We start from the raw sequence: 25,872 nt of genomic DNA, 5'->3' as shown, positions 1-25,872 counted from the left end.
AGCTAGTGCACCTTCTCGCAGCACAGGCCGGTGCGCTCCAGCAGGAGGGCGAGGCCATAGACCTCGCCCAGACGCCCGGCGATTTCGCTTTCGCGTCATCGGCTGACAGCGAATTGGCCATGCTCGCAGCCGCCGCCGACCGGTCCGGCGAAGACGGCTTGCGGCTGGCCAACCTCATGCGGCTGACCCACAATTTCTCGGTCGACCTCTGGTGCCAGGATACCCTCGCCCAGGCCAAACTGATCGTCATTCGCTTGATCGGCGGTTCGGCCTATTGGCCCTATGGTTGCGACGAAATCGAAATGCTGGCCCGGCAAAAATCCATTCCTCTGGCTTTCCTGCCCGGCGACGCAACCCCCGACCCGATCCTTTTGGCCCGCTCGACCATTGCGGACGCCGATTGGCATGCCTTGCACAAACTGTTTCTGACCGGCGGTCCCGACAATGCGGACGCGATCCTGTCGGCCTTCCGCGCCCTCGCTGCGGGCGGACCCATCCCCACCGCGCCCCACCCTTTTCCCGCCTTCGGCTTCTGGGATCGCCAACGCGGCATCGTCAGCGCGCCGGCGCGCGGTGTCTGTCCCGAACCAGTGAACACACAGCGCGAAAAGCCGGCCCATGTGCCCATTCTGTTTTACCGCGCCGTACTGGAAGGGTCGGGTACAGCAACGCTTGAGGCACTGATAAACGGGCTGGAACGTCAAGGTCTGGCGCCAGTGCCCATCGTCATTTCCTCGCTTAAATCGCCCGACTGCGCTGCGTTTGTGCGAGAGGCTTTGGGCGATATCCAGCCCGCCGCGATTCTCAACCTCACAGGCTTCGCCCTGGGCATTAACGATCTCACGCTCGAGAAAAACCCCTTTGCGCTGACCGACGCGCCGGTCATCCAGCTCGTTCAGGGCTCGCGTCCGCCCATCATGTGGGAAGCCGATCCGCGGGGTCTGACCTCCAAGGACCTCGCCATGCAGGTGGTTCTGCCCGAAATCGATGGCCGCGTTGGCGCGCTGATCGTCGGGCACAAGGCCGAAGCGGTCTGGCACGAACGCACCCAATGCCCGCTCACGGCCTTCACCCCCGAACCCGACGGCATCGCCCGCGCCACGGACCTCGCCCAGAACTACGCCCGCCTGCGCGCCAAATCCCCCGCCGAGCGCAAGATCGCCCTCGTCCTCGCCAATTATCCCCTAAAGGATGGCCGCCTCGCCAACGGCGTCGGCTATGACGCCCCCCAATCGAGCGTCGAGATTCTCAAAACCCTCGCTGAAACGGGCTATGATATTGAGCCTGTTCCGTCGTCGGGCACCGCCCTTATCGAACACCTCCAGACCGGCCCCACCAATGCCCGTCCGCGCAACGGCACTTCCGACGCCATCCTGCCGGTTAAAACCTACAAGGCCTGGCTCAACGCCCTCCATCCTTGCATCCGCGAGGACGTCCCGCAGCGCTGGGGCGCCCCGGAAGCCGATCCCTTCGTGCGCGACGGTGCCTTCCACCTGCCCATCAAGATTTTCGGCAATGTAGCGATCCTGCTCCAACCGGCCCGTGCCTATGATGTGGCCGAAGAGATCAGCTTCCACGATCCCAATCTCGTGCCGCCCCATGCCTATATCGCCTCCTATCTCTGGCTGCGCCATACCTTTGGCATCGACGCGCTGATCCATAACGGCAAGCATGGCAATCTCGAATGGCTGCCCGGCAAGGCCAACGCGCTCGATAGCGAATCCTACCCTTCGGTTCTCTGGGGCCAGATCCCCCATTTCTATCCCTTCATCGTCAATGATCCGGGCGAGGGCACCCAGGCCAAGCGCCGCGCCGGCGCGACCATCATCGACCATCTCGTGCCCCCGCTGACCCGCGCCGAAACCTATGGCCCGCTCAAGGATCTCGAAGCCCTGCTTGATGAATATTACGCGGCGATGGGCATGGACCAGCGCCGGCTTGAAAGCCTCAAGCGCAAGATTCTCGATTTTTCCCGTGACGTCCGCCTGGATCTCGATCTGGCGCTGCCCGACGATGAAGCCGAGGCGCTCAACCAGATCGACAATTTTCTCTGCGAGCTCAAAGAATCCCAGATCCGCGACGGGCTGCATGTCTTCGGTCAATCTCCGACCGGCACTTTCGAGCGCGACCTGCTCGTCGCCTTCGCCCGTGTGCCGCGTGGCGGAGGGCAGGGAGGCGATGCCTCGCTGATCCGTGCTTTGGCCGACGATCTCCGGCTCGGTGTCGATCCGCTTGCCCTCGATCTCGCTGCGCCCTGGACCGGCCCAAAGCCGCCAGTTTTGAGCGCGGATGGTACATGGCGTTCCAATGGCGATACTATCGATCGTCTTGAGATCTTGGCCGCCAGGCTCGTGACCGGGAGCGCGCCCGATCCTGATTGGGCAGCCACAACTGAAGTTCTCGAAACAATCGAAACACTTATCCGGCCCCGACTTGCAGCATCGGGCCCCAATGAGATCAAGTCGCTCCTTGACGGTCTGGCGGGAAAATTTGTCGCTCCTGGCCCCTCTGGCGCGCCAACGCGTGGCCGCATCGACACGCTCCCCACGGGCCGCAATTTCTATTCGGTCGACAACCGTGCAATCCCCACTCAGACCGCTTGGGCGCTTGGGCAAAGATCCGCTGAAAATCTGCTCAAGCGGCACTACCAGGATCACGGCGTCTGGCTCGCCTCGCTCGCCATGAGCGTATGGGGTACCGCCAATATGCGTACCGGGGGCGACGATATCGCCCAGGCGCTCGCACTGATCGGCGCCAAACCTGTCTGGCAAGGCGCTTCGCTCGCCATTTCCGGATATGAGATCGTTCCGCTGGCCAAACTCGGCCGCCCCCGCGTCGATGTCACCTTGCGGATTTCCGGCCTGTTCCGCGATGCGTTCCCCGCCCAGATCTCCCTGTTCGATCGCGCCGTGCGCGCCATAGGCGCACTGGACGAACCCATCGAAGACAACCCCATCGCAGCCCGTATGCGCACCGATGCCCTCGCCATGATGGAAGCGGGCGCAACCCAGGACGATGCCGGTCTGCGCGCGGGACACCGCATCTTTGGCGCCGCCCCGGGCGGCTACGGAACGGGCGTTGGCAAGCTTGTGGATACCGGGAAATGGGCCGAAAAATCGGATCTCGCCGAAGCCGTCCTTGCGTCGGGCCAATATGCCTATGGTGCCCACGCCGAAGGGATAGCTGAAAAAAGCCTGTTCGCCGCCCGGCTGAGATCCGCTGATGCGGTGGTCCACGTTCAGGACAACGCCGAACACGACCTGCTCGATTCCGATCAGTATTATCAGTTCGAAGGTGGCCTCTCCGCTGCCGTCGAAACCCTTTCCGGCCATAAACCCGCAGCCTACCACCTCGATACCTCGCGTCCGGACATGCCAAAGGTCAGGACACTCGAAGAAGAGATCGCGCGTGTCATGCGCGCCCGCGTCGTCAATCCAAAATGGATCGGCGCGATGAAGCGCCACGGCTATCGCGGCGCCTTCGAGATCATCGCCACAGTCGATTTCATGTTCGGGTTCGCCGCTACCACCGGTGCCGTCAAATCCCACCACTTCGACATGGCCTTTTCAGCCTTTGTCGAAGACGACGCCACCCGCGACTTCCTTATCGACGCCAACCGCTTTGGCTATGACGAATTGATCGAAAAATTCAACGAGGCTCGCCGGCGCGGCTTCTGGACCCCTCGCTCCAATTCCGCTTACGCCTATCTCGAGGACGAGACATGACCGAACGCACTAAAAAAACAGATTTGATGACCGAGGCCGAGCGCGACGCCTATCACGCCGAAAAAATGAAAAAGAAAAAGGCGGCGCGCGACAAGCTCGTCGAGGCCAATGCCAATGAGAAAGGCCTGCTCATTGTCCACACTGGCAAGGGCAAGGGCAAGTCAACAGCCGCGTTCGGCATGGTGTTCCGCGGCATCGCCCATGGCTTCAAGGTCGGCATTGTCCAGTTCGTCAAAGGCAAATGGCACACTGGCGAACGCGATATCCTCGAGCATTTTCCCGATCAGGTTTCGATCAATGCGATGGGCGATGGCTTCACCTGGGAGACCCAGGACCGCCAGCGCGACCTCAAAGCCGCCCGCCAGGCCTGGGACCGCGCTAAAGAGCTGATCGCCGACCCCGACTACCAGATGGTTCTGCTCGACGAGCTCAACATCTGTCTGCGCTACGACTATCTGCCGCTCGAGGAGGTCATCGAGACGCTCAAAAACCGCCCCGTCGACAAGCACGTCATCATCACCGGCCGCAATGCCAAGGATGAAGTCATCGAGATCGCCGATCTGGTCACCGAAATGACCCAGATTAAACACCCCTTCCGCGAACAGGGCATCAAGGCCCAGGCGGGTATCGAGTTTTGAGCAGTGCCGTCATCATCGCGCTGGAGCCGGGCGATGAACCATTGCTCATCCGCAGCCTGTTGGAAGCCCAAGGCGTCGATGTTCAGCTTCGCCGTATTGGAAAACCGAGCGCCGTTATGACTGCATTCAATTTCAACGGTGGCTCAACTGACCTTGCTGTCATCGCCGGCCATGGTGACAAAGAAGGGTTCATAATGCCCGAAATGGCGCGCGGGATCGACTCGCTCGATCTTGTCGGCAATCGCCTCCGCGCTACTGATCTGGCTGGAACGGATGTGGACGCCTCAACGGTAATATCGACGGCTTGTGGTACCGGAACAGACGCCTTCGCCGCCGCCTTTCTCGCTGCAGGCGCAGTCTGGTACATTGCTCCGGAGGACTATCCAGACGGCGCGGCGATAGCCCCGATTTTGAGCGGCCTGATCCACTCGGTCTTCGGCCGAGCCAGGTCATGGCCCGATGCCGTTGCTGCGGCGAACACACTGGTCGCTCCGGACAATCGCTTCAGGCTCTGGCGTAAAACCTAAAAGCACGCGCCGTCCTGGCCCAGACTCTGCCCCAGCCGGGTAACCACAGCGTCGAATGCCGGCACGTCCGCGGCCGGATAATCGAGCCGCACATTGGCGGTCTGCCGTCCGTTGCACGCGAGAATGGCCTTCGCATAAAAAACGTGACCGCCGCGCGTGCCGCCCCAGGCCGCCCAGTCCGGCGTTTCCGAGCGATAGGTGATCGCCCAGCCCTCCGATTCCTCAGCGCCGATCCGCCGCCGCATCTCGGCCAGGAAATCGGCGTCCTTGGCCGGCCCACCCCACACGGTGATCACCGCTCGCCCACTGGTCGCGCGAAACCGTTTGCCCTCGCCATCGACCTGCGCCGGCCCGTCGGCAACGAAGGTGGCCGGAATGTCGACGGCCGCGCCGAATCGCGGATTGACGTAACGCATCCAGTCCGCGGCCGGAAAACTCCCGGAAACGCTGACGATAACTATTGCGGCAAGAACAAATCGACTGAGCATTTTGCGATGATTGCCGACCGAATGTGGTTTTCGCAAGCCGGCTTTGCCCCATTGTTTGCGCGTCGCGGTTCCGCTCGGCGCGCAATTGCCGTAAACAGGGCGTCCGATAATCGAGCGCTTGGGACAAGCGGAAGTGAAAAGACCATCAATCGGAGACGTGGCACGCCAGGCTGGCGTATCGACGGCAACCGTCTCGCGGGCCATCAACGCGCCCGAAACTGTCACTGAAAAGACGCGCCGTAAGGTTCAGGAGGCCGTCGATTCCCTTCATTACGTGCAGTCGGAAACGGCGCGCAATTTCAAGAAACAACGCGCCAATACCGTGCTCGTTGTGGCAAGCGATATCGGCAACATCTATTATTCGGAGATCTTTCGCGGCATCCAGCGCCGCGCCGAAGCGTCGGCCTATTCCATCATTATCGCCAATCCCAGTCCAGGAGGCACCCAGGATCTGATCCTGTCGAACCTGCGCACGGCAAAGGTCGATGGCGTCATCTTGCTGTCCGGGCACGAGATTGCCGATCACGATCTCTTGCTGCTGCAAAAGCTCTATGCGGGCACCCCGCCCATAGTCGCCATGAGCGAGGAGCGCGGTTATATCCGCGTGCCTCATATCCTCATCGACAATGAGCGTGCAGGCTATATAGCGGGCAGGCATCTCATCGAGATGGGGCACACCCGCATCGGTCACGCCTATGGTCCTCACCGCACGCCGGTTCGCCGGGCACGGGCCAATGGGTTGCGTCGGGCGCTGGGTGAAGCGGGCATTACCGTCAACGATACATGGTTTTTCGAGGGTGGGTTTTCCGCCATTGGCGGGCGCGCCGCCGCCCAGAGCTTTCTTTCGCTCAAAGAGCGGCCCACCGCCATCTTCTGTGCCAATGACGAAGCGGCAATGGGCTTTATCTCCCAATTGAACCGCTATGGCGTTTCGGTTCCTGATGAGCTTTCGGTCATGGGATTCGACGATATCGTGCTCGCCGACACCTACGTCCCTGGTCTGAGCACGGTGCATCAGCCCAAGGAGGAAATGGGCCGTCACGCCATGAACCTGGTGCTCGACATTATCGAACATCGCACCAGATCGGACCTGCCCATCATTGAACTGCCAGTCCATCTGGTCCCGCGCGACTCGGTTGCCCGCCAGCCTTGAGCGCCATTGCCCGATGCGCGTGTTTCTCTCGATTGTGGCTGCGCCAAATGATTGCCCGCCATCGCCAACCATGCTAGGCGAAAAAACTGAACTCTGTCACTCAAGTTAATGTCCGGCGTTGAAAACCCCGCTCGTATTTTCCACCTCGCCTCGCGGCGACGAGATTGCCCGCCACGTGGCCCAGCTTCTGGGAGCACCGGTGCACCTGTGTGGCTCGGGCCGGCCCGATGCCGCGCCCTTGGTTACATCCGCCTATGGCCAGGGCGTGCCCATCGTCGGGATATGCGCCACCGGCGCCCTTATCAGGCTGCTCGATGGCAATCTGGGTGACAAGAGTTCCGAGCCGCCGGTTGTTGCGGTGTCTGCCGATGGCAAGGTGGCAGTGCCGCTGTTGGGCAGCCACCGTGGCGCCAATGCGCTCGCCCGCTGGATTGCCGATGGCTTTCGTGGCTTTGCCGCTGTCACCGCCACTTCCGATACGCTCTATGATTTCTCGCTCGACGACCCGCCGCCAGGTTATGTCGTTGCCAACCCCCAAGCGGTGCGCCCACTCATGGCGGCGCTTTTGAAGGGTGAAAAACTCAGGGTCGAGGGGCTGTCGGGCTGGCTTGAGCTTGCCGGATATCCTGTGTCGCGCGATGGCAGCCAGCTCTTGCGCCTCACCGAAAGCCCGGTGCCTGGCCCAGGCCTTCTTGTTCATCCAAAAACCGTTGTGGCCGGCCTGGGCTGCACCAGCAGGGCAGAGACATCCGAGGTCGTCTCGCTCGTGCGCTCAACGCTCGAAACCGCAGGCATCGCCCCAATGGCGTTGGCCGCCTTGGCTACCATTCACACCCATGGCAGAACTCCGGCGCTGCTTGAGGCCGCAGATCATTTCAGCGTGCCGCTGCGCACATTTACCCGCCGCGAAATCGACAGGGAAAAAAAGCGCCTGGTCAATCCATCGGCTGCGGTCGAGGCTGCCATCGGGGTTGCTGGCGTCTGCGAGGCGGTTGCCATCAAGGCCGGCGCGCTCATCGCTCCCAAACAGATTGCCGGCAATGTTACGTGCGCACTCGGTCGGGCCGATACCCCTCTGGACGTCAATCGGTTCGGAAAACCCGTATGATAGCCTGATATGCGTCATCCACACTGGCCAGTGTTTCCGCCGCGGGCAGATGGGGCCGCGCGACAACGATCATGGGAATTGATAGTTTTGCGGCAGCGTCGAGCTTGGCCCCAACCTGCGCGCCGCCGGAATTTTTGGTCACCAGATGGGTGATCTGATAATCGGTCAACAATCTTAACTCGCCTTCGAGCGTAAATGGCCCGCGCGCCGCAATCGCCACCCAGTCGTCAGGCAACCGGTCGGGGACATCGATCATGCGCGCGACAAAACGGCAGTCGGTCCGCGCTGCAAAGGGCGCCAACTCCTGCCGGCCCACTGTCAAAAGGGCCAGCGCCCCCTTGGGGAGCGCGTCCGCCGCATCCTCGATGCACCCGGTCTCAACCCAGTTTGCTCCCGATGGCCTGTCCCAGGCCGGGCGCTCTAGCCGGAGCAGGGGTATTCCGGCCTCGCGCGCCGCTTCAACCGCATTTGCGGAAATTTGCGCAGCAAAGGGGTGGGTTGCGTCGACAAGCAGGTCGATCGCGTTGGCGCGCAGATAGTCGGCCAGCCCCGTACTGCCGCCGAAACCGCCGATCCGTACGTTTCCGGGCAGCGAGCGCGGCGCGGCGGTCCGCCCGGCCAAAGACGTGATCAGCCCATAGCCTGCATCGGTCAGCGTGCCGGCCAGCGCCCGCGCCTCGCTTGTGCCACCAAGCATCAATATGCGCCTGCCGGCGGTGTCGCGATTGCTCATTTCCATGCCATAGCTTTATACAGCCTTTTGAAAATTGAAACGGGAAAGCAATGCTGGGCTGGCTCAAGCGCAAATTGACGACATCTGGCCATTTCGCTCGACTCGATGCTGGCCGGTTTCCCGCCTTTGCGCCCGGTTCGGTGTGGCTGGTCGGGGCCGGGCCGGGTGCGCCCGGTCTCATCACCTTGTTGGGCTATCATGCGCTCGGCGCTGCAGATGTCATTGTCTATGATGCGCTGGTCAATCCCGGCGTGCTCGATATGGCGAACCCCAAAGCTGAGAAGATCTATGCGGGCAAGCGGGGTGGCAAGCCCTCGCCCAAACAGGCCGACATCACCTTAAAGCTTGTCGAACACGCCCGCGCCGGCAAGCGTGTGCTTCGCCTCAAAGGGGGCGATCCGATGATGTTCGGGCGTGGTGGCGAAGAGGTTCAGACCCTCGTGCGCGAAAACATTGCCTTCCGCATCGTCCCCGGTATCACGGCGGGCATCGGCGGGCTGGCCTATGCGGGCATTCCTGTTACCCATCGCGATACAAATCACACAGTCATCTTTCTGACCGGCCACGATGAAAAGGGCGGCATCCCCCAGGGGGTCGATTGGGCTGCAATCGCAACGGCCTCTCCGGTCATTGTCATGTATATGGCCGTCAAGCATCTCCCCTCGATTGCCGAAAAGCTGATCGCTGCCGGTCGCGATCCGGCAGATCGCGTTGCCATTGTGTCCAATGCTGCCTTGCCCGATCAGTCAGTGCGCGAATTGAGATTGGATGGGGCAGGAGATCTTGCCGACGCTAGCATTCCGACCCCGGCCATCATCGTCCTTGGCCCGGTATCGCGTTACCGCGAATCCTTCGAGTGGTACGCAGCAACGCTGCGGGAGAACAGCTTTGGCTGAACCGCTCCACAGCGATGACACGTTGTCTCGCCCGCGCTCGCCTCGTCCCACCGCTGCCAAGGCGCACCAATGGCCGTATACGGGCCAGGAGCTGTTTCATGCCTGACATGACTTCATCCCCACGCGGTTTTGTCGTGGCCGCCCCACGCTCAGGCTCGGGCAAGACGGCAACCACGCTCGGCATCGCCCGCGCTCTGGTCAACTCGGGCTATCGGGTCGCGCCCGCCAAGACCGGCCCCGACTATATCGATCCCGCCTTTCTGGCCCGGGCCGCCGGGTCGGCCTGTATCAATCTCGATCCGTGGGCGATGGATGCGGCGACGCTCAAAGCGCGCGCCGCCGATCATGCAAAAGGCAATGACATCTTGCTTGTCGAAGGCGTCATGGGGCTTTTCGATTCCGCAATAGATGGCAAGGGTTCGACCGCCGATCTGGCCGCAACTCTTAATCTGCCGGTCATTCTCGTCGTCGATTGTGACAGGCAGGCCCAATCGGTTGCCGCGCTCGTGCATGGATTTGCCTCATGGCGCGAGGATGTCGAAATCGCCGGGGTTATTCTCAACAAGGTCGCGTCAGACCGGCACGAAACCATGCTGCGTGGCGCATTGGCCAAAACCGGGCTGGCCTGTCTTGGTGCCATCGCGCGCCGCACCGATCTCGCGCTGCCCGAGCGTCATCTCGGTCTGGTCCTGCCGGGCGATATCGAGGGCATCGACGCTTATCTGGCCCGCGCCGGCGCTGTGATGACCACCCATCTCGATTTTCGCCTCCTTGGCGCCATCGCCGCCCCGGTTGTGCCCGCCGCGCGGGCCCCCAGCCTTCCACCTCTCGGCCAGCGTATAGCCATCGCCCATGATGCGGCATTTGCTTTTATTTATCCCCATCTGCTTGGCAGTTGGCATAGTGGGGGCGCTGCGCTCAGCTTTTTTTCGCCCCTGGAAGATCAGGCACCCGATCCGGACGTCGATGCGGTTTTTCTGCCCGGTGGCTACCCTGAACTGCATGGTGAAACCCTCGCCAACGCGTCAGGGTTCAAATCGGGACTTATCGCAGCTCGAGACAGCGGGGCGCTGATCTACGGCGAATGCGGTGGCTACATGGTTCTGGGACAAACTCTTACGGACAAATCCGGAGCCACCCACCAGATGGCTGGCCTCCTGCCGGTCTCCACATCCATAGATCGCCCTAAACGTGTGCTGGGCTATCGCCGCCTTACCCACACATCACCACTGCCTTGGCCCGAAAAATTATGTGCGCACGAATTTCACTATTCGCGGCAATCTGGGGCGCCAGAACACTCAACTCCATACATTTTAGCGCCATTGTTTGGTGCAGTTGACGCCCTTGGCAGCCCGCTCGATCCCATGGGTTGCGTGCGCGAAAACGTAATGGGCTCTTACGCTCACATCATCGAAGGCGCACCGGCATGACACGGGCAATCATGGTCATGGGAACCGGTTCTGACGTCGGTAAGTCATTGATAGTAGCTGGACTTTGTCGGGCATTTGCAAATCGTGGCCTTGCTGTCGCGCCGTTCAAACCACAAAATATGTCGAATAACGCAGCTGTCACCCAAGACGGCGGCGAGATCGGTCGCGCGCAGGCCCTGCAGGCCAGGGCGGCCCGCAAACAGCCGACCACTTTGATGAACCCCGTACTGCTCAAGCCGGAGAAAGACACGGGATCTCAAGTGGTTATCGGAGGGAAGCGCGTCGCATCAATGTCCGCCCGCGAGTATTTTGCCGCGCGCGGCCAATTTATGCCCGCCGTCACCGACGCGTTTAAACTGCTTGCTGCCCAAAATGATCTCATCATCGTCGAGGGCGCGGGAAGTGCATCGGAAGTCAATCTGCGCGATGGCGACATCGCCAATTTCGGTTTCGCGCAGCAATTGAAAATTCCGGTCATTCTGGTCGGTGATATTCATCGTGGCGGCGTCATCGCATCGCTGGTGGGCACCTTTGCCGTCATTGATCCCACCGATACCGATCTGATCGCGGCAACGCTGATCAACAAGTTTCATGGCGATCCGGCCCTGTTCGACGCAGGCCGCGACATCGTACAAACCCGTACGTCGCGCCCGTGTCTCGGGGTCATTCCCTATTTTGATGCCGCCAGATACCTCCCGGCGGAGGACGTCCTGGCCCTTGAAAGTATTGAACAAAATGAAGCCGAGACGATTATTGCTGTGCCGCGTCTGGCACGCATCGCCAATTTCGACGACCTCGATCCCCTGCGCGCCGAACCCGGTGTCCGCCTTGTCATCGTCCAGCCCGGCCAGCCCATCCCGCGCCGTGCCAATCTCATCATAATCCCCGGCACGAAGGCCACGCGCGCCGACCTCGATGTCCTGCGGCAGCAAGGCTGGGATATCGACATCGCCGCCCATATCCGGGCCGGCGGGCATGTCCTGGGCATATGCGGTGGCTATCAAATGCTCGGTGGTCTGGTTGCCGATCCCGATGGCATCGAAGGTAAAGCCGGTGAAACGCAAGGACTTGGTCATCTCGATGTCTCGACCCGTCTGGAAGGTGTCAAGCAACTCCGCCTCGAAACCGCAACCGACGCAGCCTCAAACCTCGAGCTCACCGGCTATCACATGCACATGGGCACGACGCTCGGCCCGGACACGCAAAGACCCTTCGCCATGGTCGATGCCATGCCTGAAGGCGCCCGATCTGCGGATGGAAAAGTCATGGGCACTTACCTGCACGGACTGTTCGCCGCCGATGCTTTCCGGCGCCAGTTCCTTGCAGACCTTGGCGTTTCCAGCGATCCGCTCCTTGAGTTTGATGCCATGATCGACAAAACTCTGGATGATCTTGCCGACCATCTCGAGACCCATCTCGACCTTGATGGCATCCTTGTACTCGCCCGGGAGCCGCAGACTTGATCGCTGTTCTTGCTGCAATCTTTGAGCGCTTTATCGGCTACCCGGCCTGGGTGACCGACCGGATTGGCCACCCCGTCATCTGGATCGGAAACCTGATTGACGCGCTCGATCGACGCTACAACGACCCCGGAAAACCCTTTGAATCCCGTAGGATATGGGGCGTTTTCGCCATTATCGCGGTGGTCCTGGTAACCTTGGCCGTTACGCTCGGCATCCAGCAATTGCTGCACTTTGTGCCTTTTGGCTGGCTGTTTGAGATCCTTCTTGCGTCCACGCTGATTGCTCAAAAGTCTCTTCGAGACGCAGTGCTCAGTGTCGCCAGGGCGCTGGAAAAAGACGGTATCCAGGCAGCCCGCATTGCGGTCGCTCACATCGTCGGCCGAGACACCGCGCAGCTTGATGAAGCCGAAGTGTCCCGAGCCGCTATCGAGACTTTGGCCGAAAACACGTCCGACGGTGTAATCGCTCCCATGCTGTTTCTTGCCCTGTTCGGCTTGCCCGGAGCCGCCGTTTATAAAGCCATCAACACAGCAGATTCCATGATCGGTCACCGCTCGGAACGTCACGCCGCTTTCGGCTGGGCGTCTGCAAAGCTGGATGATCTGGTCAATTTTGTCCCGGCGCGTTTGACCGCTGGCCTGATCGCGCTGGCTGCCCGCGCCATGCCCTCCGCCGATGCAAGAGCCGCTTGGGAAACCGCTCTCCGAGACGCGCCTGGCCACGCGTCTCCCAACGCAGGCTGGCCGGAGGCGGCCATGGCCGGTGCGCTTGGGTTCAGCCTTGGCGGCCCACGGGCCTATAGTGGCAAAACCCTCGATCTACCTGGAATGGGCACTGGAAAACGAGAACTCTCTGCCGACGATATCGCAACTGCCATAAGGCTCTACGATCGGGCAATGCTGTTCGCGCTTGGCGCTTTGGCCGTCTGGGCGGTTATGCGGATGGTCCTTTAGAGCGCCGGCGGTTTGCCTTTGACCACCATGGGCAATCCGGCAACAACAAAATATACGTGCTCGCAAATCCCGGCCAACTCCTGATGTGCAGCACCGGTCAAATCCCTGAAGGTGCGAGCCAGAGCATTATCCGGCACGATCCCAAGTCCCACCTCGTTGGAAACCAGGATGACCTGTGTATCGGCCATGTTCTCAAGCACTTCAACCAACAGATCGACCTCTTCGGCGACGTCGCGTTCCATGCTCAGCAAATTTGTGATCCACAGCGTCAGGCAATCCACAAGGATCACATCATGAGCCTGCGCCGCGGCAAACAGTGCTTGGGGTAGCTCCAACGGCTCCTCAATGGTCGCAAAGCGTCCCTCACGGCTGCGCTGGTGGGCCGACACCCGCTCAATCATTTCATCGTCCAACGCCTCGGCAGTCGCCAGATAGGCGGGTGTTGAACTCGATCGCAGGGCAATCCGTTCGGCAAGAGCGGTCTTGCCCGAGCGCGTGCCCCCGAGGACTAGGATATGATCAGCCAATGACATGCCCTCCGCAGTCTGTGTCCGGGGCTAAAATGGGCCCGGCCGTTCGCCTCTTCAACCAGCCTGATCGCTTCACCTGGCCGATTTACGATTTGACCTCATAATACTTTCGTCCTATGCGCAAGCGCAGTATGGTCCGCCGCGAAAAACGGGGAGCTGATCCGATCGTGCCCAAATACTTCCTCGGCGTTGATGGCGGCGGCACCAATTGCCGCATTCGTCTCGCCGACGCCAACATGAAAACGCTCGCCGAAGCTCGCGGCGGCCGATCCAATCTCCAGCTCGAGGGCGGTGACCCGGCCTATGCCTCCATACAGGAAGGTACACGCCAGGTGTTTGCACTCGCCGGGCTCGATTATGGTGAAACCGCAAACACGGAAGCCTGTTTCGGTATGGCGGGCGCGCGCCTGCCCTCCGCCCGAGAAGCGTTTGCGTTGCGGCCATGGCCTTTCGCCCACGTCACTGTCTATGATGACATCGATATCGCCCGTGCCGGCGCTCACGAAGGCGAGGACGGCGCTGTTATTATCGTTGGCACCGGCTCGGCTGGCATGGCTCTTGTCGATGGCAAACGCTATCAGGTTGGCGGCTGGGGCTTTTATATCGGCGATCAGATGTCGGGCGCCATTCTGGGGCGAGACCTCGTCCGGCACGCCGTCGAAGCCAGCGATGGACTTGTTCCCACATCGCCGCTTACCGAGGCGGTGATTGCTGAACTGGGCGGCGATCTCAATGCGGTAATGGCCTGGAGCTTTGACCGGCGCCAGCCCGCCGATTACGGGGCGTTGATGCCGCTTTTCATCGAATATTTTGAAAAAGGGGACCCGGTCGCAGCCGAATTGATGGAAATCGAGCTTGGCCATATCGACCGGTATGTGTCTTACTTCAAATCCTGTGGTGCAGACAGACTCGCCATTGTCGGTGGTTTTGGTCAAAGGCTGATGTCTTTGCTCGAAATCCGCTATGGCGATTTCGTCTCTCTGCCCCGCGCCGAACCCTTGCATGGCGCTGTAATCCTGGCCCGCCAGAACGCCGCCCGCTAAACCGCACCCAAGACGGAGGCTTGTCCTTGTCCGCACGCATTATTCCGGTCCAGCCATTCGATTATGTGGTGTTCGGCGCCACTGGTGATCTGACCAGACGCAAACTGATCCCGGCGCTTTATCACCGATTTGCTGATGGTCAGTTTGACGAGCGCTCGCGCATCATTGGCGTATCGCGCTCAGAATTGTCCGATGCTGATTTCCAGAAATTCGCCCGGCAAGCGGTGACCGAGTTTGTCGATAAAGACTATCAGCACAAAGATATCATTTCGCGTTTCGTCTCGTGCTTTTCCTATGTCGCCAATGATGTGAGCGACAAGTCGGGCTGGGCGGATCTCGAAAAGGCGCTGCGCACCGACCCGGAAGTCGAGCGTGCGTTTTACCTTGCGGTCGCCCCTGCGCTGTTCGGTCCGATCTGCGAATATCTCGACAACAAGGGGTACTGGCGTCGCGATGCCCGTGTCGTTGTTGAAAAGCCTCTTGGGCAGGACCTCGAATCGTCGATGGAAATCAACGATGCGATCTCCGAGGTGTTCGCCGAAGATCAGGTTTATCGGATCGATCATTATCTCGGCAAGGAAACCGTCCAGAACCTTCTTGCTCTGCGCTTTGGCAACATCTTGTTCGAGCCGATCTGGGACGCCGCTCATATCGATCACGTCCAGATCACAGTGGCCGAGGACGTGGGCGCTGGCACGCGAGGCTATTACGACAGTTCAGGCGCCCTGCGCGATATGGTTCAGAACCATATGCTGCAGCTCTTGTGCCTGGTTGCAATGGAGCCGCCCGCTTCCGATGATGCCAATGCCATGCGCGACGAAAAGCTCAAGGTCTTGCGCTCGCTCAAGCCAATAACGGGCGACAATGTCTCCAAATGCACGGTCCGGGGCCAGTACAAGGGCGGCGCGGTCAATGGCGGTTCGGTTGCGTCCTATCAGGACGAACTTCCGGACGACAAAAAAGGCTCGAAAACCGAGACTTTCGTGGCGATCAAGGCAGAGGTTGAGAACTGGCGCTGGTCGGGTGTGCCGTTCTACCTGCGCACGGGCAAGCGTTTGCCGTCACGCGTTTCTGAAATTGTCATCCAGTTCCGCAGCATCCCTCATTCGATTTTCGACCATGCCGAAGGTGCTCCCAAGCCTAACAAGCTTGTTCTGCGCCTTCAGCCTGATGAAGGTGTGAAACTCTTCCTGATGATCAAGGATCCTGGGCCCGGAGGCATGCGTCTGCGTGAAGTGCCTTTGAACCTATCATTTGCGGAAACCTTCACAGAACGGACCCCTGAAGCCTATGAACGGTTGTTGATGGACGTCATTCGCGGCAACCAGACGTTGTTCATGCGCCGCGACGAACTCGAAGCCGCCTGGCGCTGGATCGACCCGATCCGGCAAGCCTGGGACAATGCGTCAGATACCCCCCAGACCTATACTGCGGGAACATGGGGTCCGACGGCATCGGTCGCGCTGATCGAACGCGATGGCCGAACATGGCACGAAGGCGACGACTGAAACACCTGGAGATCGCGATGACCATCGAGCGCAATGTCTTTTCGACAAAGGAGCGGCTGGCAGAAGCCTTGGCTGATGCTGTCGCCGAAAACCTCAATGCCGGACTGGACGAATGCGGCGCAGCTTCATTGGCCGTTTCGGGTGGCTCGACTCCAAAGCGGTTTTTCGAGGTGCTGGGCGCCCGCGAGGATGTGGATTGGGAGAATGTGACAGTCACGCTTGTAGACGAGCGCTGGGTGGACGAAACATCCGAACGCTCGAACGCCAGGCTGGTCAAAGACCATCTTCTTGTCGGACCGGCAGCCAACGCGAGCTTTATCCCGCTTTTTTCCGGTACGTCCCAGCCCGATGCAACAGGCATAGCAGAAACCGCAACCGCTCTGAGCAGGCTGCCAATGCCGTTCGATGCCGTAATTCTTGGAATGGGCACCGATGGGCATACAGCATCATTTTTCCCCGGCGGCGATACGCTTCAGGATGCACTCAATTCCGATGGGCCAGTGATCGCCATCACAGCGCCCGGCGCCGGCGAACCACGGGTCACATTCACGCTGCCGCGCCTCATAGCAACGCGTGCGCTCTACCTCCATATCGAAGGCGATGAAAAGGCACAGGTTCTCGACAATGCGCTTCAAACCGGACCGGTTGAAGCCATGCCGGTGCGCGCCGTGCTTTCGCAAAGCCACATTCCAGTTTCTCTCTTCTGGTGTCCCTGAGGCCAAACCAGACCCAGGGTCACCTCCTTCATCCTCGCTAAGGAGGCGACCATGACCGTAAAGACTGCAATCAAGGATGTAACCGACGCCATTGCAAAGCGCTCGGAGGCTTCCCGCGGTACGTACCTCGATCGTCTCGACAAGGCGCGCGCGCAGGGCGTGCATCGCTCGGCACTTTCGTGTGGTAATCTCGCCCATGGTTTCGCTGCGTGCGGTCCGTCCGATAAGGCTCAGCTTGCCAGCGATCAGGCTCTCAATCTGGGCATCATCACCTCTTACAACGATATGCTCTCGGCCCATCAGCCCTATGAAACCTATCCGGCAATCATCCGCGATGCCGCGCGCGAGGCGGGCGGTGTAGCCCAGGTTGCAGGCGGCGTTCCAGCCATGTGCGATGGCGTGACCCAGGGCCAGCTCGGCATGGATCTGTCGCTTTTCTCGCGAGATGTGATCGCTATGGCAGCAGCCGTTGGCCTGTCCCATAACATGTTCGACGCGGCGGTGTTTCTTGGCATTTGCGATAAGATCGTTCCCGGACTCGTCATCTCGGCACTGACGTTTGGACACCTGCCTGCAATCTTCATCCCAGCCGGTCCCATGACAACCGGTCTGCCCAATGACGAGAAAGCCAAGGTTCGCCAGCTGCACATGGAAGGCAAGGTCGGGCGCGATCAGTTGCTCGAAGCCGAAAGCAAATCCTATCACGGCCCCGGCACCTGCACCTTCTACGGCACCGCAAACTCCAACCAGATGCTCATGGAAATCATGGGTTTGCACCTGCCCGGATCAAGCTTTGTCAATCCGGGCACCCCATTGCGTGATGCGTTGACAAAGGCCGCTGCCAAACGCGCTTTGGCGATTACGTCTCAGGGCAACGAATATACTCCGGCCGGACACGTCATAGACGAAAAATCCATAGTCAACGGTCTCGTGGGACTGCTCGCAACAGGTGGCTCGACGAACCACACCATGCACTTGATCGCTATGGCCAACGCGGCGGGACTGAAAATCACCTGGGACGACATGTCAAAACTCTCCGACGTCGTACCCCTTCTTGCCCGTGTCTATCCAAACGGGCTTGCCGATGTGAACCATTTCCACGCCGCCGGCGGCATGGGCTTCCTGATCCGCGAACTGCGCGATGCCGGATATCTGCATGACGATGTAACGACCGTGTGGGGCAAGGGCCTGGACGCCTATACCAAAGAGCCGCGCTATATCGAGCAGGAACTGTCGTTCACGCCCGCGCCAGCCCAGAGCGGCAATCCCAAAGTCCTCACAACTGCCAGTGAACCCTTCGCCAAAACCGGGGGGCTAAAGCTCCTATCGGGCAATCTGGGCAAGTCGGTTATCAAGATTTCGGCCGTCAAAGCTGAAAACCGACTTGTCGAAGCGCCTGCTCGGATCTTTCATACCCAGCAGGGGCTGCAGGATGCGTTCAAGGCAGGCGAGCTGACTTCCGATTTCATTGCCGTTGTCCGGTTTCAGGGCCCCAAGGCCATTGGTATGCCCGAGCTGCACAAGCTGACCCCCGCCCTGGGTATTCTTCAGGATCGTGGCATCAAGGTTGCGATGGTCACTGACGGTCGCATGTCAGGCGCTTCGGGCAAGGTGCCCGCCGCAATTCATATGACGCCGGAAGCTGCCGATGGTGGTCCCATCGCCAAACTTAGAGATGGCGATATGCTCCGGCTCGATGCCGAGGCAGGGACGCTCCAATACCTTGGCGACGCCGGTGAATTTGACGCTCGCACCGCGGCGACCGAAGATCTGTCCGAGCAGCACTACGGCATGGGGCGCGAATTGTTTGCCGGTTTCCGTCACTTGGTCGGTCCAGCCGATCGTGGCGCCAGCGTTTTTGCCTGATGGAACCCGAACTGACGTTGCTGGCAGTGCCGGTATTTTCGCCGCTGTGCAATCTTGGCTTTGCGTTGCGGCGTGAAGTCTTTGTCATCGAGCAGGCTGTGCCAGCCGAGCTTGAGCACGACCAGCATGATCTGACGGCAACCCATTTAGTAGGCGTCATGGATGGGACTGTCGTTGCCGTCGCTCGTATTCTGTTCAAGCCCGAACACGCTAAGATCGGCCGTGTCGCGGTCGCGGCGTCGCATCGGGGCAAATCGCTTGGCGCCAGGCTCGTTTGTTTTGCCCTGGCGCAGGCAGAAGCTGCGGGACAGCCGCGATGTTATCTCGAGAGCCAGGCCGACAAGACGGGCTTTTATGCCCGTCTTGGTTTTGTTGCATATGGCGACCAGTTTATGGATGCCGGCATTCCCCATCTCAAGATGAAGAACTACTGACCTCCACGGCCTCGGGCGCATGCTCGGGGGCAACCGAAAGGATCTGCGAGGCAGGCGAAGCTACAAGTGCCAAATAGCGCTCGAACTGGACCAGAACGTCGGTGATGATCTGGTCGCGGTTCAGGCCCATGATGTCGTAGCCCTTGCTGCCGTCGGAGAAATACGTACGAGCTTCATAGCGAAGGTCCGGTCGCGATGCCTCCAGCGCTGAAAATGCTGGCAGACGGTGCTCGGCTCTGTGCACCCCATAAATAAAGTCGCGAACGCCATCGGCAGGGGCCGTCAGCGCGGCGCCGCCGGTTTCTCCGTTTTCGGTCACCTCAGCAGTTCGGCCACGTTTCTCCATTTCAGCCTTGACCGATTCAAGTGCGGCAACGACTTCTTTGGAAATGAAGCCATCGACTTCCTTCTGGTTCGGTGCGCGCAGCATCATGGCCAGCCGCCTTTGCCAGGTGACTCCCGCCGCAGGTTGCGGAAGGCTCGTGCCGGCCGGCGCGAGGGTTTGGGCCAGATCTGCCCGCATACCAACGAACAGCGACCAGATCAGTGCCAACATGACGAAGGTAAAGGGCAGGGCGCTGGCAATTGTGGCCGATTGCAAGGCAGCAAGGCCGCCTGCCAAAAGCAGTAGCGAGGCGACAATCCCTTCGAACGCGCACCAGAACAGGCGCTGAATCGGCTTTGTAGAGGTTTCACCGCCAGCAGCGATCGTATCGATGACCAGCGAGCCCGAGTCTGACGATGTGATGAAAAACACGGCAACCAGCATGATCGCAAGTGTCGAGGTGATGCCACTCAGTGGCAGGTACTCGAAGAACTGAAAAAGACCGACAGAAATGTCGTCTCCGATCGCAGTGCTCAGTTGCCCACCGGCGAGCGTCATGTCGACGAAGATACCGGTGTTGCCGAATACGGTCATCCAGATGAAGGTGAAGCCCGCGGGAATGAAAAGTACGGCCACAAGGAACTCGCGTACGGTTCGACCGCGCGATATCCGTGCGATGAACATGCCAACGAACGGTGACCAGGAAATCCACCAGGCCCAGTAGAACAGTGTCCAATCCTCAACCCAGCTGCGCGGCTCGTAAGCATAGATGTTGAAGGTCTTGAGAATGAACCTGTCGAAATACAACCCAACGTTCTGGACAAGATCGCGCATCAAATCGCCAGTGGGGCCGACGATGAGCACGAAAACCATCAAAAGCACAGCAACGGCCAGGTTGGTCTCGGACAGGATGCGCACCCCCTTGTCGAGGCCGGTCATCACGGAAATGCTTGCCACCGCCGTAATTATGGCGATCAGCATAACCTGCATTTGTGGAGTGTTTGGAAAGCCAATAAGGTAGTCCAGCCCGGCGCCGATTTGGTTCACGCCCAAGCCTAGTGAAGTCGCCAGGCCGAACATGGTGCCCACGATGGCAAAAATGTCGACGACGTGGCCGATCGGACCGTGAATGCGGTCTTTAAGCAGCGGGTAAAGGCCTGACCGGATGGTCAGTGGCAGATTGTAGCGATAACCGAAATAGGCAAGCGCTAACCCTACGACTGCATAGATCGCCCAGGCATGCACACCCCAGTGGAAGAAGGTCGAGGTCATCGCCTCGCGGACGGCCTCGATCGTATAAGGGTCGGCTTCGGGCGGCGAAGCATAGTGGCTGACAGGTTCGCCAACGCCGTAATACATCAGCCCGATGCCCATGCCGGCTGCAAACAGCATGGCAATCCAGGAATGGTAGGCAAAATCAGGCGTTGAATCGTCGGGCCCGAGTTTGAGGTTGCCAAATCGAGAGACTGCGAACAGCACAACTGCGATCAACATGATGCCGACGGCCAGCAGATACAGCCACCCGAAATTGACCAGAATGAGAGATTGGAGATCTCGAAAAAAGACCTCTGCCTGATCCGGGGCCACGATTCCCACGGCTAAAAACAGGCATATGATAACGATCGATCCAAAAAAGACCGGCGGATTGATGACGAAGCCCGGCATACGTCCCCCTAATGCTTTAACGAAGGGCAACGTACCTTCGCTAGGAAATGTTCCAAAGACTTTTCCGGATCACGTCCTCAAGGTTTGCGCGATGTCGTCTCCTTGAGCAGTAAGTCCTTCGCCTGGTTGATCTTGGCGGCAAGAAAAGCTGATCCGCCAGTATCGGGGTGGACCTTTTTCATCAGCTTGCGGTGCGCAGCTCTGATGGCATCCGGACCGGCTCCGGGCTTTAGTCCCAACATTTCATATGCTTCTTCAAGCCCGGTGACAGTGGGCGCGCTGTTGTGCGCATCCTCAGGATCGTCATTCTCGGTCTCCATGCCGAACTCGTCGGCAAAGTAATCGCGCCACCCGGCGCGATTGGCATCGAGCCAGCTCTTGAAGAGCGCCAGCGAGTCCGGATCGTCACTCACCTCATCATAGAATGCCCAGCACTCCTCGGCGGACAATGCACTCAGGTCTCGACCCGCAAAATGCCCCGTGCGCACGATGCCCGAAACCGCCCCGGTCTCATGTTCGAGCCGCATGTCGAGATAACGCGAAGACACAGCCGAGACATTGTTCGGACTGGACATGCCTGCACCAAAATCGATGGGTCCAAGTCGGCCACGCATGATCACGCCCAACCCGCCAGCCGCCATAAAACTGGCAAGCAGCATCTGTCCCCGTAGCCCCATAAGCGCGGCGCCAACGATCAGTCCGCCACCGACAACCCAGCGCAGTGTTCGCACCAGTTGACGAATCTCAGCCCTTAAAAAGAGCGAGTAAAGATAGATACCGATCAGCACTGTTGCGCCGGCGAGCACGAACCAGATCATGAAAGCTGTTCGAGCAGCAGTTTTGCCGTCCCGCCCTGTTGAAGCTTGAGCGCGGCCCGTCCGCCACTGGCATAGGCCGCAACCGCACGGAGCAGCGCAGCCAGTTCAGCTGCCGCGCCAGCATTGAACCGCGCATAGGCACCTTTTGTCAGTCGTGCAAACTCTTTGAACGCTGTCTGTGCTAAAGGGTCATGACCTTCTTGAAACAGGAACATCGGGCACCCCAGCAATCCCAGCTCGCCTGCTTTCTGGGCTAGCTTGTCGATGTCCTCTTCCATGGCGTCGCCCACATAAACGACGGCATTGATTTTTTTGGAATTGTGCTCGGTTCGGGCATGGGCAAATACCTTGGACATCTGCGTGTGCCCGCCCCGGCAGTCGATGCCGGTCATCAGACCTGCCAACGCCCGTGCATCGGAAACCCAACGCGAGGCCCGGCATTCTCCAAACCCCCGGAAATAGATGAGCTGAACGTCAAGACCGCCGGTCTTGGCTACGGTTTCAAACATCTCGCCCTGTAGTTGGCATGCCAGATCCCATGTGGGCTGACGGCTCATTGTGGCGTCCATGGCAAAGAGCAACCTGCCGCGCTCGCCGGCACTTCTTGTCTTTGTCGCGTTCATGGCACCCACTTTGGCAACGAAGTCGGCAACCTCGGCATGGGATGCTGGCTCATCAACTTGCGTTGACGTCGCGGGTTTTGTTGGTGTCTTTTCGGCCACGTCCTCTCCTTTTGCTATGAATATGGGCCGCCGTTCGACACCCTGCAAGTCCAGGCTGGCGGTACTGCTTGTGTCGTGATCGATTTTGCTGCAAAAGTGAAAACCAGTGCCATGATTTCCGGGCTCCATCATCGAAAATGCCAATATCGTCAAAGGGCTTCGCCCGGTCCAGCCTTGCGCTCATCATAGTTGGCCTTCTTGCACTCATAGGGATTGTCGGTACGACAATTTGGCTCGTTGAGCGCAATGGAGCCCATTTTGACGAGGTCACCGAAGCGCGCACAGCACGCATAGCCGCCGTGGATTTGAGGAATCTTCTCCAGAGTGCTCAATCGAGCCAACGTGGTTATTTGCTGACCCTCGACAACCGCTATCTTGAGCCCTACCGCGACGTAATCGATAGCATAGTTCCTGCTTATGAGCGGCTCAACCAGCTCCTGGTCTCCTATCCCCAGGCCGAGCAGGCAATGGAGCAGATGCGCGTCGATATAGATGCCAAACTTGACGAACTCGACAGGACGCTCGAGTTGGCGCGAGAGGGCAATCTCGAATCTGCTCTCGATCTGGTCCGGACAGATCAGGGAGAAGTGACGATGGAGCGTATCCGGACTCTACTCGATGCCATCGTCAGTTCTGCCGACCAGCGCACTATCGACGGGGTGATGGAACAGCGTGGCGCAGTGGGTGCATTGCGGATCATCGCACTTCTTGGAGCTTTGGTGATTGTCGCCGTGGTGGGCGGTGCGGCTTGGCTCGTGTTGCGCTATACGCGGGAAATCGATACCGCTCGCGCCGAGGTGGAAACGCTTAATCGTGATCTGGAGGCCAGGGTCGGCGAACGGACACGCGATCTGATGCGCGCCAATGAAGAGGTGCAGCGTTTCGCCTATATCGTGACCCATGATTTGCGTGCCCCTCTGGTCAATATCATGGGCTTTACCTCCGAGCTTGAGGCGTCACTGGGACCGATAAACGCGTTGGTCGAAAGTCATCCGGACAATCCTGACGATCCTGTGCTGGTCGAAGCGCGCCAGACTGCTGCCGAAGATCTGCCCGAAGCGATTGGATTTATTCGCTCCTCGACAAAAAAGATGGACGGCTTGATCAACGCCATTCTCAAGATTTCACGCGAGGGGCGGCGCGAACTCAAGGCTGAGCGTATCGATCTTGAAGCACTCGCGGAGTCAGCGGTAGCTGCCGTTCGCCACCAGGTTGCGGAGACCGAAGGCGATGTCGATGTTAAGGTAACGACGCCGCCGGTGTTTTCAGACCGTTTGGCACTGGAGCAGATTTTGGGAAACCTTCTCGACAATGCCATAAAATACAGGCATCCAGAGCGCCCTATCGCCATTGCCGTGAACGGCCGTCAGGAACGCGACGGTCGGATTATCATTGATGTGATTGACAATGGCCGTGGAATATCTGCTGACGATCACGACCGCGTGTTTGAATTGTTTCGCCGATCGGGCAATCAAAGTGTCCCCGGAGAGGGTATTGGGCTCGCTCACGTGCGGATAATGGCCCGTAACCTTGGCGGCGATATCCAATTGCAATCCAATGCCGAACATGGAACCACGTTTACAGTAATTATCGCGCCTGACCTGCGCGCGATCGCGAGAAGCAAGGACTGAAAATGACCGATGCCAAACCCGTCACGATCCTGATGGTCGAAGATGATGACGGTCATGCTCGCCTTATCGAGAAGAACATTCGCCGCGCAGGGGTGAACAATGAGATCATTCCTTTTGTGAATGGTACCGACGCCCTTACCTATCTTTTCGGACAGGACGGCAGCGGGACGGTGAGTGCGCACCGGCACTACCTGATCCTCCTCGATCTTAATCTGCCCGACATGACGGGGGTTTCGATTCTCGAAAAGGTCAAAGCCAATCCTCACACTAAGCGCACGCCCGTTGTGGTGCTGACCACGACGGATGACGAGCGCGAGATTCAGCGTTGTTATGACCTTGGCGCGAATGTCTACATAACAAAGCCCGTCGATTATGACGGCTTTGCCAACGCCATCCGTCAGCTCGGGATGTTCTTTTCTGTCATGCAGGTTCCGGAGACCGCGTGAGGCAAATGCCGAACACACCCGCCAACATCCTCTACGTTGATGACGACCCAGCCCTGGGGCGATTGGTCCAGAGAGTTCTTGGGCGCGAGGGGCGCGAGATCATTCACGTTACCTGCGCCGACGAGGGTTTCGAGCGGCTTGCGGTGGGTGACATCGATGTGCTCGTGCTCGATCACTATTTGGGTGATGGTACTGGCCTGGGTATGCTCGAACAGGTCGCAGCCGGGGTAGAGGCCCCACCTGTCGTTTATGTAACGGGCTCCACCGAAGCTGCAATCGCTGTCTCAGCACTTAAAGCCGGTGCCGCCGATTATGTCCTCAAGACTGTCGGTGAAGACTTTCTTGAACTGTTGAGCAATGCGGTCGAGCAGGCCATCATGACCTCGCGCCTGCGCAAGTCACGCGAGCAGGCAGAGCGCGAATTGCGTGCAGCAAAAGAGCGTGCGGAGCTCGCGCTTGCCGAAGTGAACCATCGCGTGGCCAATTCGCTCGCTTTGGTAGCGGCACTGGTCAGGCTTCAGGCCTCGGCCGTTGCTGATCCGGCTGCAAAGGAAGCCTTGGCTGAAACCCAGGGACGCATCTCGGCTATCGCCGGGATTCACAAGCGACTTTACACAACGGACGATGTCCGCTTTGTCGAAATCGATTCCTATCTGGGCAATCTCGCCAGCGAAATTCAGGCGTCAATGAGTCTTGATGGCTCAGCAGCCGATATCAAACTGGTGGCCGAACCTATTCGTATTCCCACGGATAAGGCCGTATCTGTCGGCGTCATCGTCAATGAACTTGTCACCAACGCGGCCAAATATGCCTACCGGGACCGTGAAGTCGGGGAGATCCGGGTCAAAGCAAGTCAGGTCGTGCCGGGCACTTTCGAGATCATCGTTGAAGACGACGGCATCGGATGGACGGGCGAGGGCAAGGTTCATGGTACCGGCGTCGGCTCTCGCGTGATCGCTGCAACAGCCAGCGGGCTGGGTGCTTCGCTCAACTATGAAGCTGTCGCACAAGGTACCCGCGCCCGCCTTCAGATTGAGATCTGAACCGCGCCTTT

23 protein-coding genes are annotated in these 25,872 nt (G+C 59.5%); 17 read left to right on the top strand and 6 right to left on the bottom strand.

From position 1 onward, the window contains the following. The first annotated feature begins 5 nt into the window (after nucleotides 1-5). Genes cobN through ACN0TA_RS14195 form a run of 3 tightly spaced genes read left to right on the top strand, consistent with a single transcriptional unit; the run spans nucleotide 6 to nucleotide 4,890 of the window. Complete coding sequence (cobN, locus tag ACN0TA_RS14205) at nucleotides 6-3,725, top strand: cobaltochelatase subunit CobN (protein WP_417584056.1); 3,720 nt, start codon at nucleotides 6-8, stop codon at nucleotides 3,723-3,725. Further along, nucleotides 3,722-4,363, top strand: coding sequence for a cob(I)yrinic acid a,c-diamide adenosyltransferase (cobO, locus tag ACN0TA_RS14200; protein WP_417584054.1), 642 nt, complete (start codon nucleotides 3,722-3,724; stop codon nucleotides 4,361-4,363). Before cobN ends, cobO begins: the two co-directional genes overlap by 4 nt. Then, nucleotides 4,360-4,890 carry a hypothetical protein gene (locus ACN0TA_RS14195; protein WP_417584052.1) on the top strand — a complete coding sequence of 177 codons (531 nt, stop codon included), beginning with the start codon at nucleotides 4,360-4,362 and terminating at the stop codon, nucleotides 4,888-4,890. The genes cobO and ACN0TA_RS14195 overlap by 4 nt, the downstream gene beginning before the upstream one ends. Here the strand turns inward: ACN0TA_RS14195 and ACN0TA_RS14190 are convergent. After that, nucleotides 4,887-5,378 carry a hypothetical protein gene (locus tag ACN0TA_RS14190; protein WP_417584050.1) on the bottom strand — a complete coding sequence of 164 codons (492 nt, stop codon included), beginning with the start codon at nucleotides 5,376-5,378 and terminating at the stop codon, nucleotides 4,887-4,889. The genes ACN0TA_RS14195 and ACN0TA_RS14190 overlap by 4 nt on opposite strands. Before the next feature lie 133 nt (nucleotides 5,379-5,511). Between ACN0TA_RS14190 and ACN0TA_RS14185 the strand changes: the two genes are divergently transcribed. Beyond that, nucleotides 5,512-6,531 (top strand): LacI family DNA-binding transcriptional regulator, encoded by a 1,020-nt coding sequence (locus ACN0TA_RS14185; protein WP_417584048.1) that lies wholly within the window; start codon nucleotides 5,512-5,514, stop codon nucleotides 6,529-6,531. A gap of 118 nt (nucleotides 6,532-6,649) precedes the next feature. After that, complete coding sequence (locus ACN0TA_RS14180; RefSeq protein ID WP_417584046.1) at nucleotides 6,650-7,639, top strand: cobalamin biosynthesis protein; 990 nt, start codon at nucleotides 6,650-6,652, stop codon at nucleotides 7,637-7,639. Here the strand turns inward: ACN0TA_RS14180 and ACN0TA_RS14175 are convergent. After that, on the bottom strand, nucleotides 7,614-8,372 hold the full coding sequence (locus ACN0TA_RS14175; protein ID WP_417584044.1) for a cobalt-precorrin-6A reductase: 759 nt from the start codon (nucleotides 8,370-8,372) through the stop codon (nucleotides 7,614-7,616). The two genes, ACN0TA_RS14180 and ACN0TA_RS14175, sit on opposite strands and share 26 nt — an antisense overlap. A gap of 50 nt (nucleotides 8,373-8,422) precedes the next feature. Between ACN0TA_RS14175 and cobA the strand changes: the two genes are divergently transcribed. From cobA to cbiB, 4 genes are all read left to right on the top strand, one after another. Next, nucleotides 8,423-9,268 carry a uroporphyrinogen-III C-methyltransferase gene (gene cobA, locus ACN0TA_RS14170; RefSeq protein ID WP_417584042.1) on the top strand — a complete coding sequence of 282 codons (846 nt, stop codon included), beginning with the start codon at nucleotides 8,423-8,425 and terminating at the stop codon, nucleotides 9,266-9,268. A gap of 98 nt (nucleotides 9,269-9,366) precedes the next feature. Continuing rightward, a complete protein-coding gene (locus tag ACN0TA_RS14165; protein WP_417584040.1) occupies nucleotides 9,367-10,698 on the top strand; it encodes a cobyrinate a,c-diamide synthase in 1,332 nt (443 codons plus the stop codon). Next, nucleotides 10,695-12,161, top strand: a complete 1,467-nt coding sequence (locus ACN0TA_RS14160) for a cobyric acid synthase (RefSeq protein WP_417584037.1) — start codon at nucleotides 10,695-10,697, stop codon at nucleotides 12,159-12,161. The genes ACN0TA_RS14165 and ACN0TA_RS14160 overlap by 4 nt, the downstream gene beginning before the upstream one ends. Beyond that, nucleotides 12,158-13,114, top strand: coding sequence for an adenosylcobinamide-phosphate synthase CbiB (gene cbiB, locus ACN0TA_RS14155; RefSeq protein ID WP_417584035.1), 957 nt, complete (start codon nucleotides 12,158-12,160; stop codon nucleotides 13,112-13,114). Before ACN0TA_RS14160 ends, cbiB begins: the two co-directional genes overlap by 4 nt. Here the strand turns inward: cbiB and cobU are convergent. Next, a complete protein-coding gene (gene cobU, locus ACN0TA_RS14150) occupies nucleotides 13,111-13,647 on the bottom strand; it encodes a bifunctional adenosylcobinamide kinase/adenosylcobinamide-phosphate guanylyltransferase (protein WP_417584033.1) in 537 nt (178 codons plus the stop codon). The genes cbiB and cobU overlap by 4 nt on opposite strands. A gap of 164 nt (nucleotides 13,648-13,811) precedes the next feature. Between cobU and ACN0TA_RS14145 the strand changes: the two genes are divergently transcribed. From ACN0TA_RS14145 to ACN0TA_RS14125, 5 genes are read left to right on the top strand one after another with little or no spacing between them, the layout of a single operon-like run. Beyond that, nucleotides 13,812-14,687, top strand: a complete 876-nt coding sequence (locus tag ACN0TA_RS14145) for a BadF/BadG/BcrA/BcrD ATPase family protein (protein ID WP_417584031.1) — start codon at nucleotides 13,812-13,814, stop codon at nucleotides 14,685-14,687. Nucleotides 14,688-14,713: 26 nt separating this feature from the next. Continuing rightward, entirely contained in the window at nucleotides 14,714-16,195 is a 1,482-nt protein-coding gene (gene zwf, locus ACN0TA_RS14140) for a glucose-6-phosphate dehydrogenase (protein WP_417584029.1), read from the top strand. A gap of 17 nt (nucleotides 16,196-16,212) precedes the next feature. Next, nucleotides 16,213-16,911, top strand: a complete 699-nt coding sequence (gene pgl, locus ACN0TA_RS14135) for a 6-phosphogluconolactonase (RefSeq protein ID WP_417584027.1) — start codon at nucleotides 16,213-16,215, stop codon at nucleotides 16,909-16,911. A 51-nt stretch (nucleotides 16,912-16,962) separates the two neighbouring features. Beyond that, entirely contained in the window at nucleotides 16,963-18,777 is a 1,815-nt protein-coding gene (gene edd / locus ACN0TA_RS14130) for a phosphogluconate dehydratase (RefSeq protein WP_417584025.1), read from the top strand. Next, the gene (locus ACN0TA_RS14125) at nucleotides 18,777-19,211 is read left to right on the top strand and encodes a GNAT family N-acetyltransferase (protein WP_417584023.1); all 435 of its coding nucleotides are present in this window, start codon (nucleotides 18,777-18,779) and stop codon (nucleotides 19,209-19,211) included. Before edd ends, ACN0TA_RS14125 begins: the two co-directional genes overlap by 1 nt. On the opposite strand, the gene ACN0TA_RS14120 is transcribed toward ACN0TA_RS14125, so the two are convergent. From ACN0TA_RS14120 to ACN0TA_RS14110, 3 genes are all read right to left on the bottom strand, one after another. Further along, entirely contained in the window at nucleotides 19,192-21,201 is a 2,010-nt protein-coding gene (locus ACN0TA_RS14120; protein ID WP_417584021.1) for a BCCT family transporter, read from the bottom strand. The genes ACN0TA_RS14125 and ACN0TA_RS14120 overlap by 20 nt on opposite strands. Nucleotides 21,202-21,278: 77 nt before the next feature. Continuing rightward, nucleotides 21,279-22,019: a DnaJ domain-containing protein gene (locus ACN0TA_RS14115; RefSeq protein WP_417584019.1), complete on the bottom strand. Its 741-nt coding sequence runs from the start codon at nucleotides 22,017-22,019 to the stop codon at nucleotides 21,279-21,281. Then, complete coding sequence (locus tag ACN0TA_RS14110) at nucleotides 22,016-22,741, bottom strand: VWA domain-containing protein (protein ID WP_417584017.1); 726 nt, start codon at nucleotides 22,739-22,741, stop codon at nucleotides 22,016-22,018. The genes ACN0TA_RS14115 and ACN0TA_RS14110 overlap by 4 nt, the downstream gene beginning before the upstream one ends. Before the next feature lie 137 nt (nucleotides 22,742-22,878). Here ACN0TA_RS14110 and ACN0TA_RS14105 point away from each other — a divergent pair, with 137 nt between their 5' ends. From ACN0TA_RS14105 to ACN0TA_RS14095, 3 genes are read left to right on the top strand one after another with little or no spacing between them, the layout of a single operon-like run. After that, the gene (locus ACN0TA_RS14105; RefSeq protein WP_417584015.1) at nucleotides 22,879-24,372 is read left to right on the top strand and encodes a sensor histidine kinase; all 1,494 of its coding nucleotides are present in this window, start codon (nucleotides 22,879-22,881) and stop codon (nucleotides 24,370-24,372) included. A gap of 2 nt (nucleotides 24,373-24,374) precedes the next feature. Next, nucleotides 24,375-24,818 (top strand): response regulator, encoded by a 444-nt coding sequence (locus ACN0TA_RS14100; RefSeq protein WP_417584013.1) that lies wholly within the window; start codon nucleotides 24,375-24,377, stop codon nucleotides 24,816-24,818. Nucleotides 24,819-24,823: 5 nt separating this feature from the next. After that, on the top strand, nucleotides 24,824-25,861 hold the full coding sequence (locus tag ACN0TA_RS14095) for a histidine kinase dimerization/phosphoacceptor domain -containing protein (RefSeq protein WP_417584011.1): 1,038 nt from the start codon (nucleotides 24,824-24,826) through the stop codon (nucleotides 25,859-25,861). Nucleotides 25,862-25,872: the final 11 nt, after the last annotated feature.

Origin of the sequence: Pelagibacterium sp. (assembly GCF_048264985.1) — a bacterium.
Taxonomy (GTDB): Bacteria; Pseudomonadota; Alphaproteobacteria; order Rhizobiales; family Devosiaceae; genus Pelagibacterium.
Note: the sequence above shows the minus strand (reverse complement) of the source record. Positions and strands in the feature narration are given on the sequence as shown.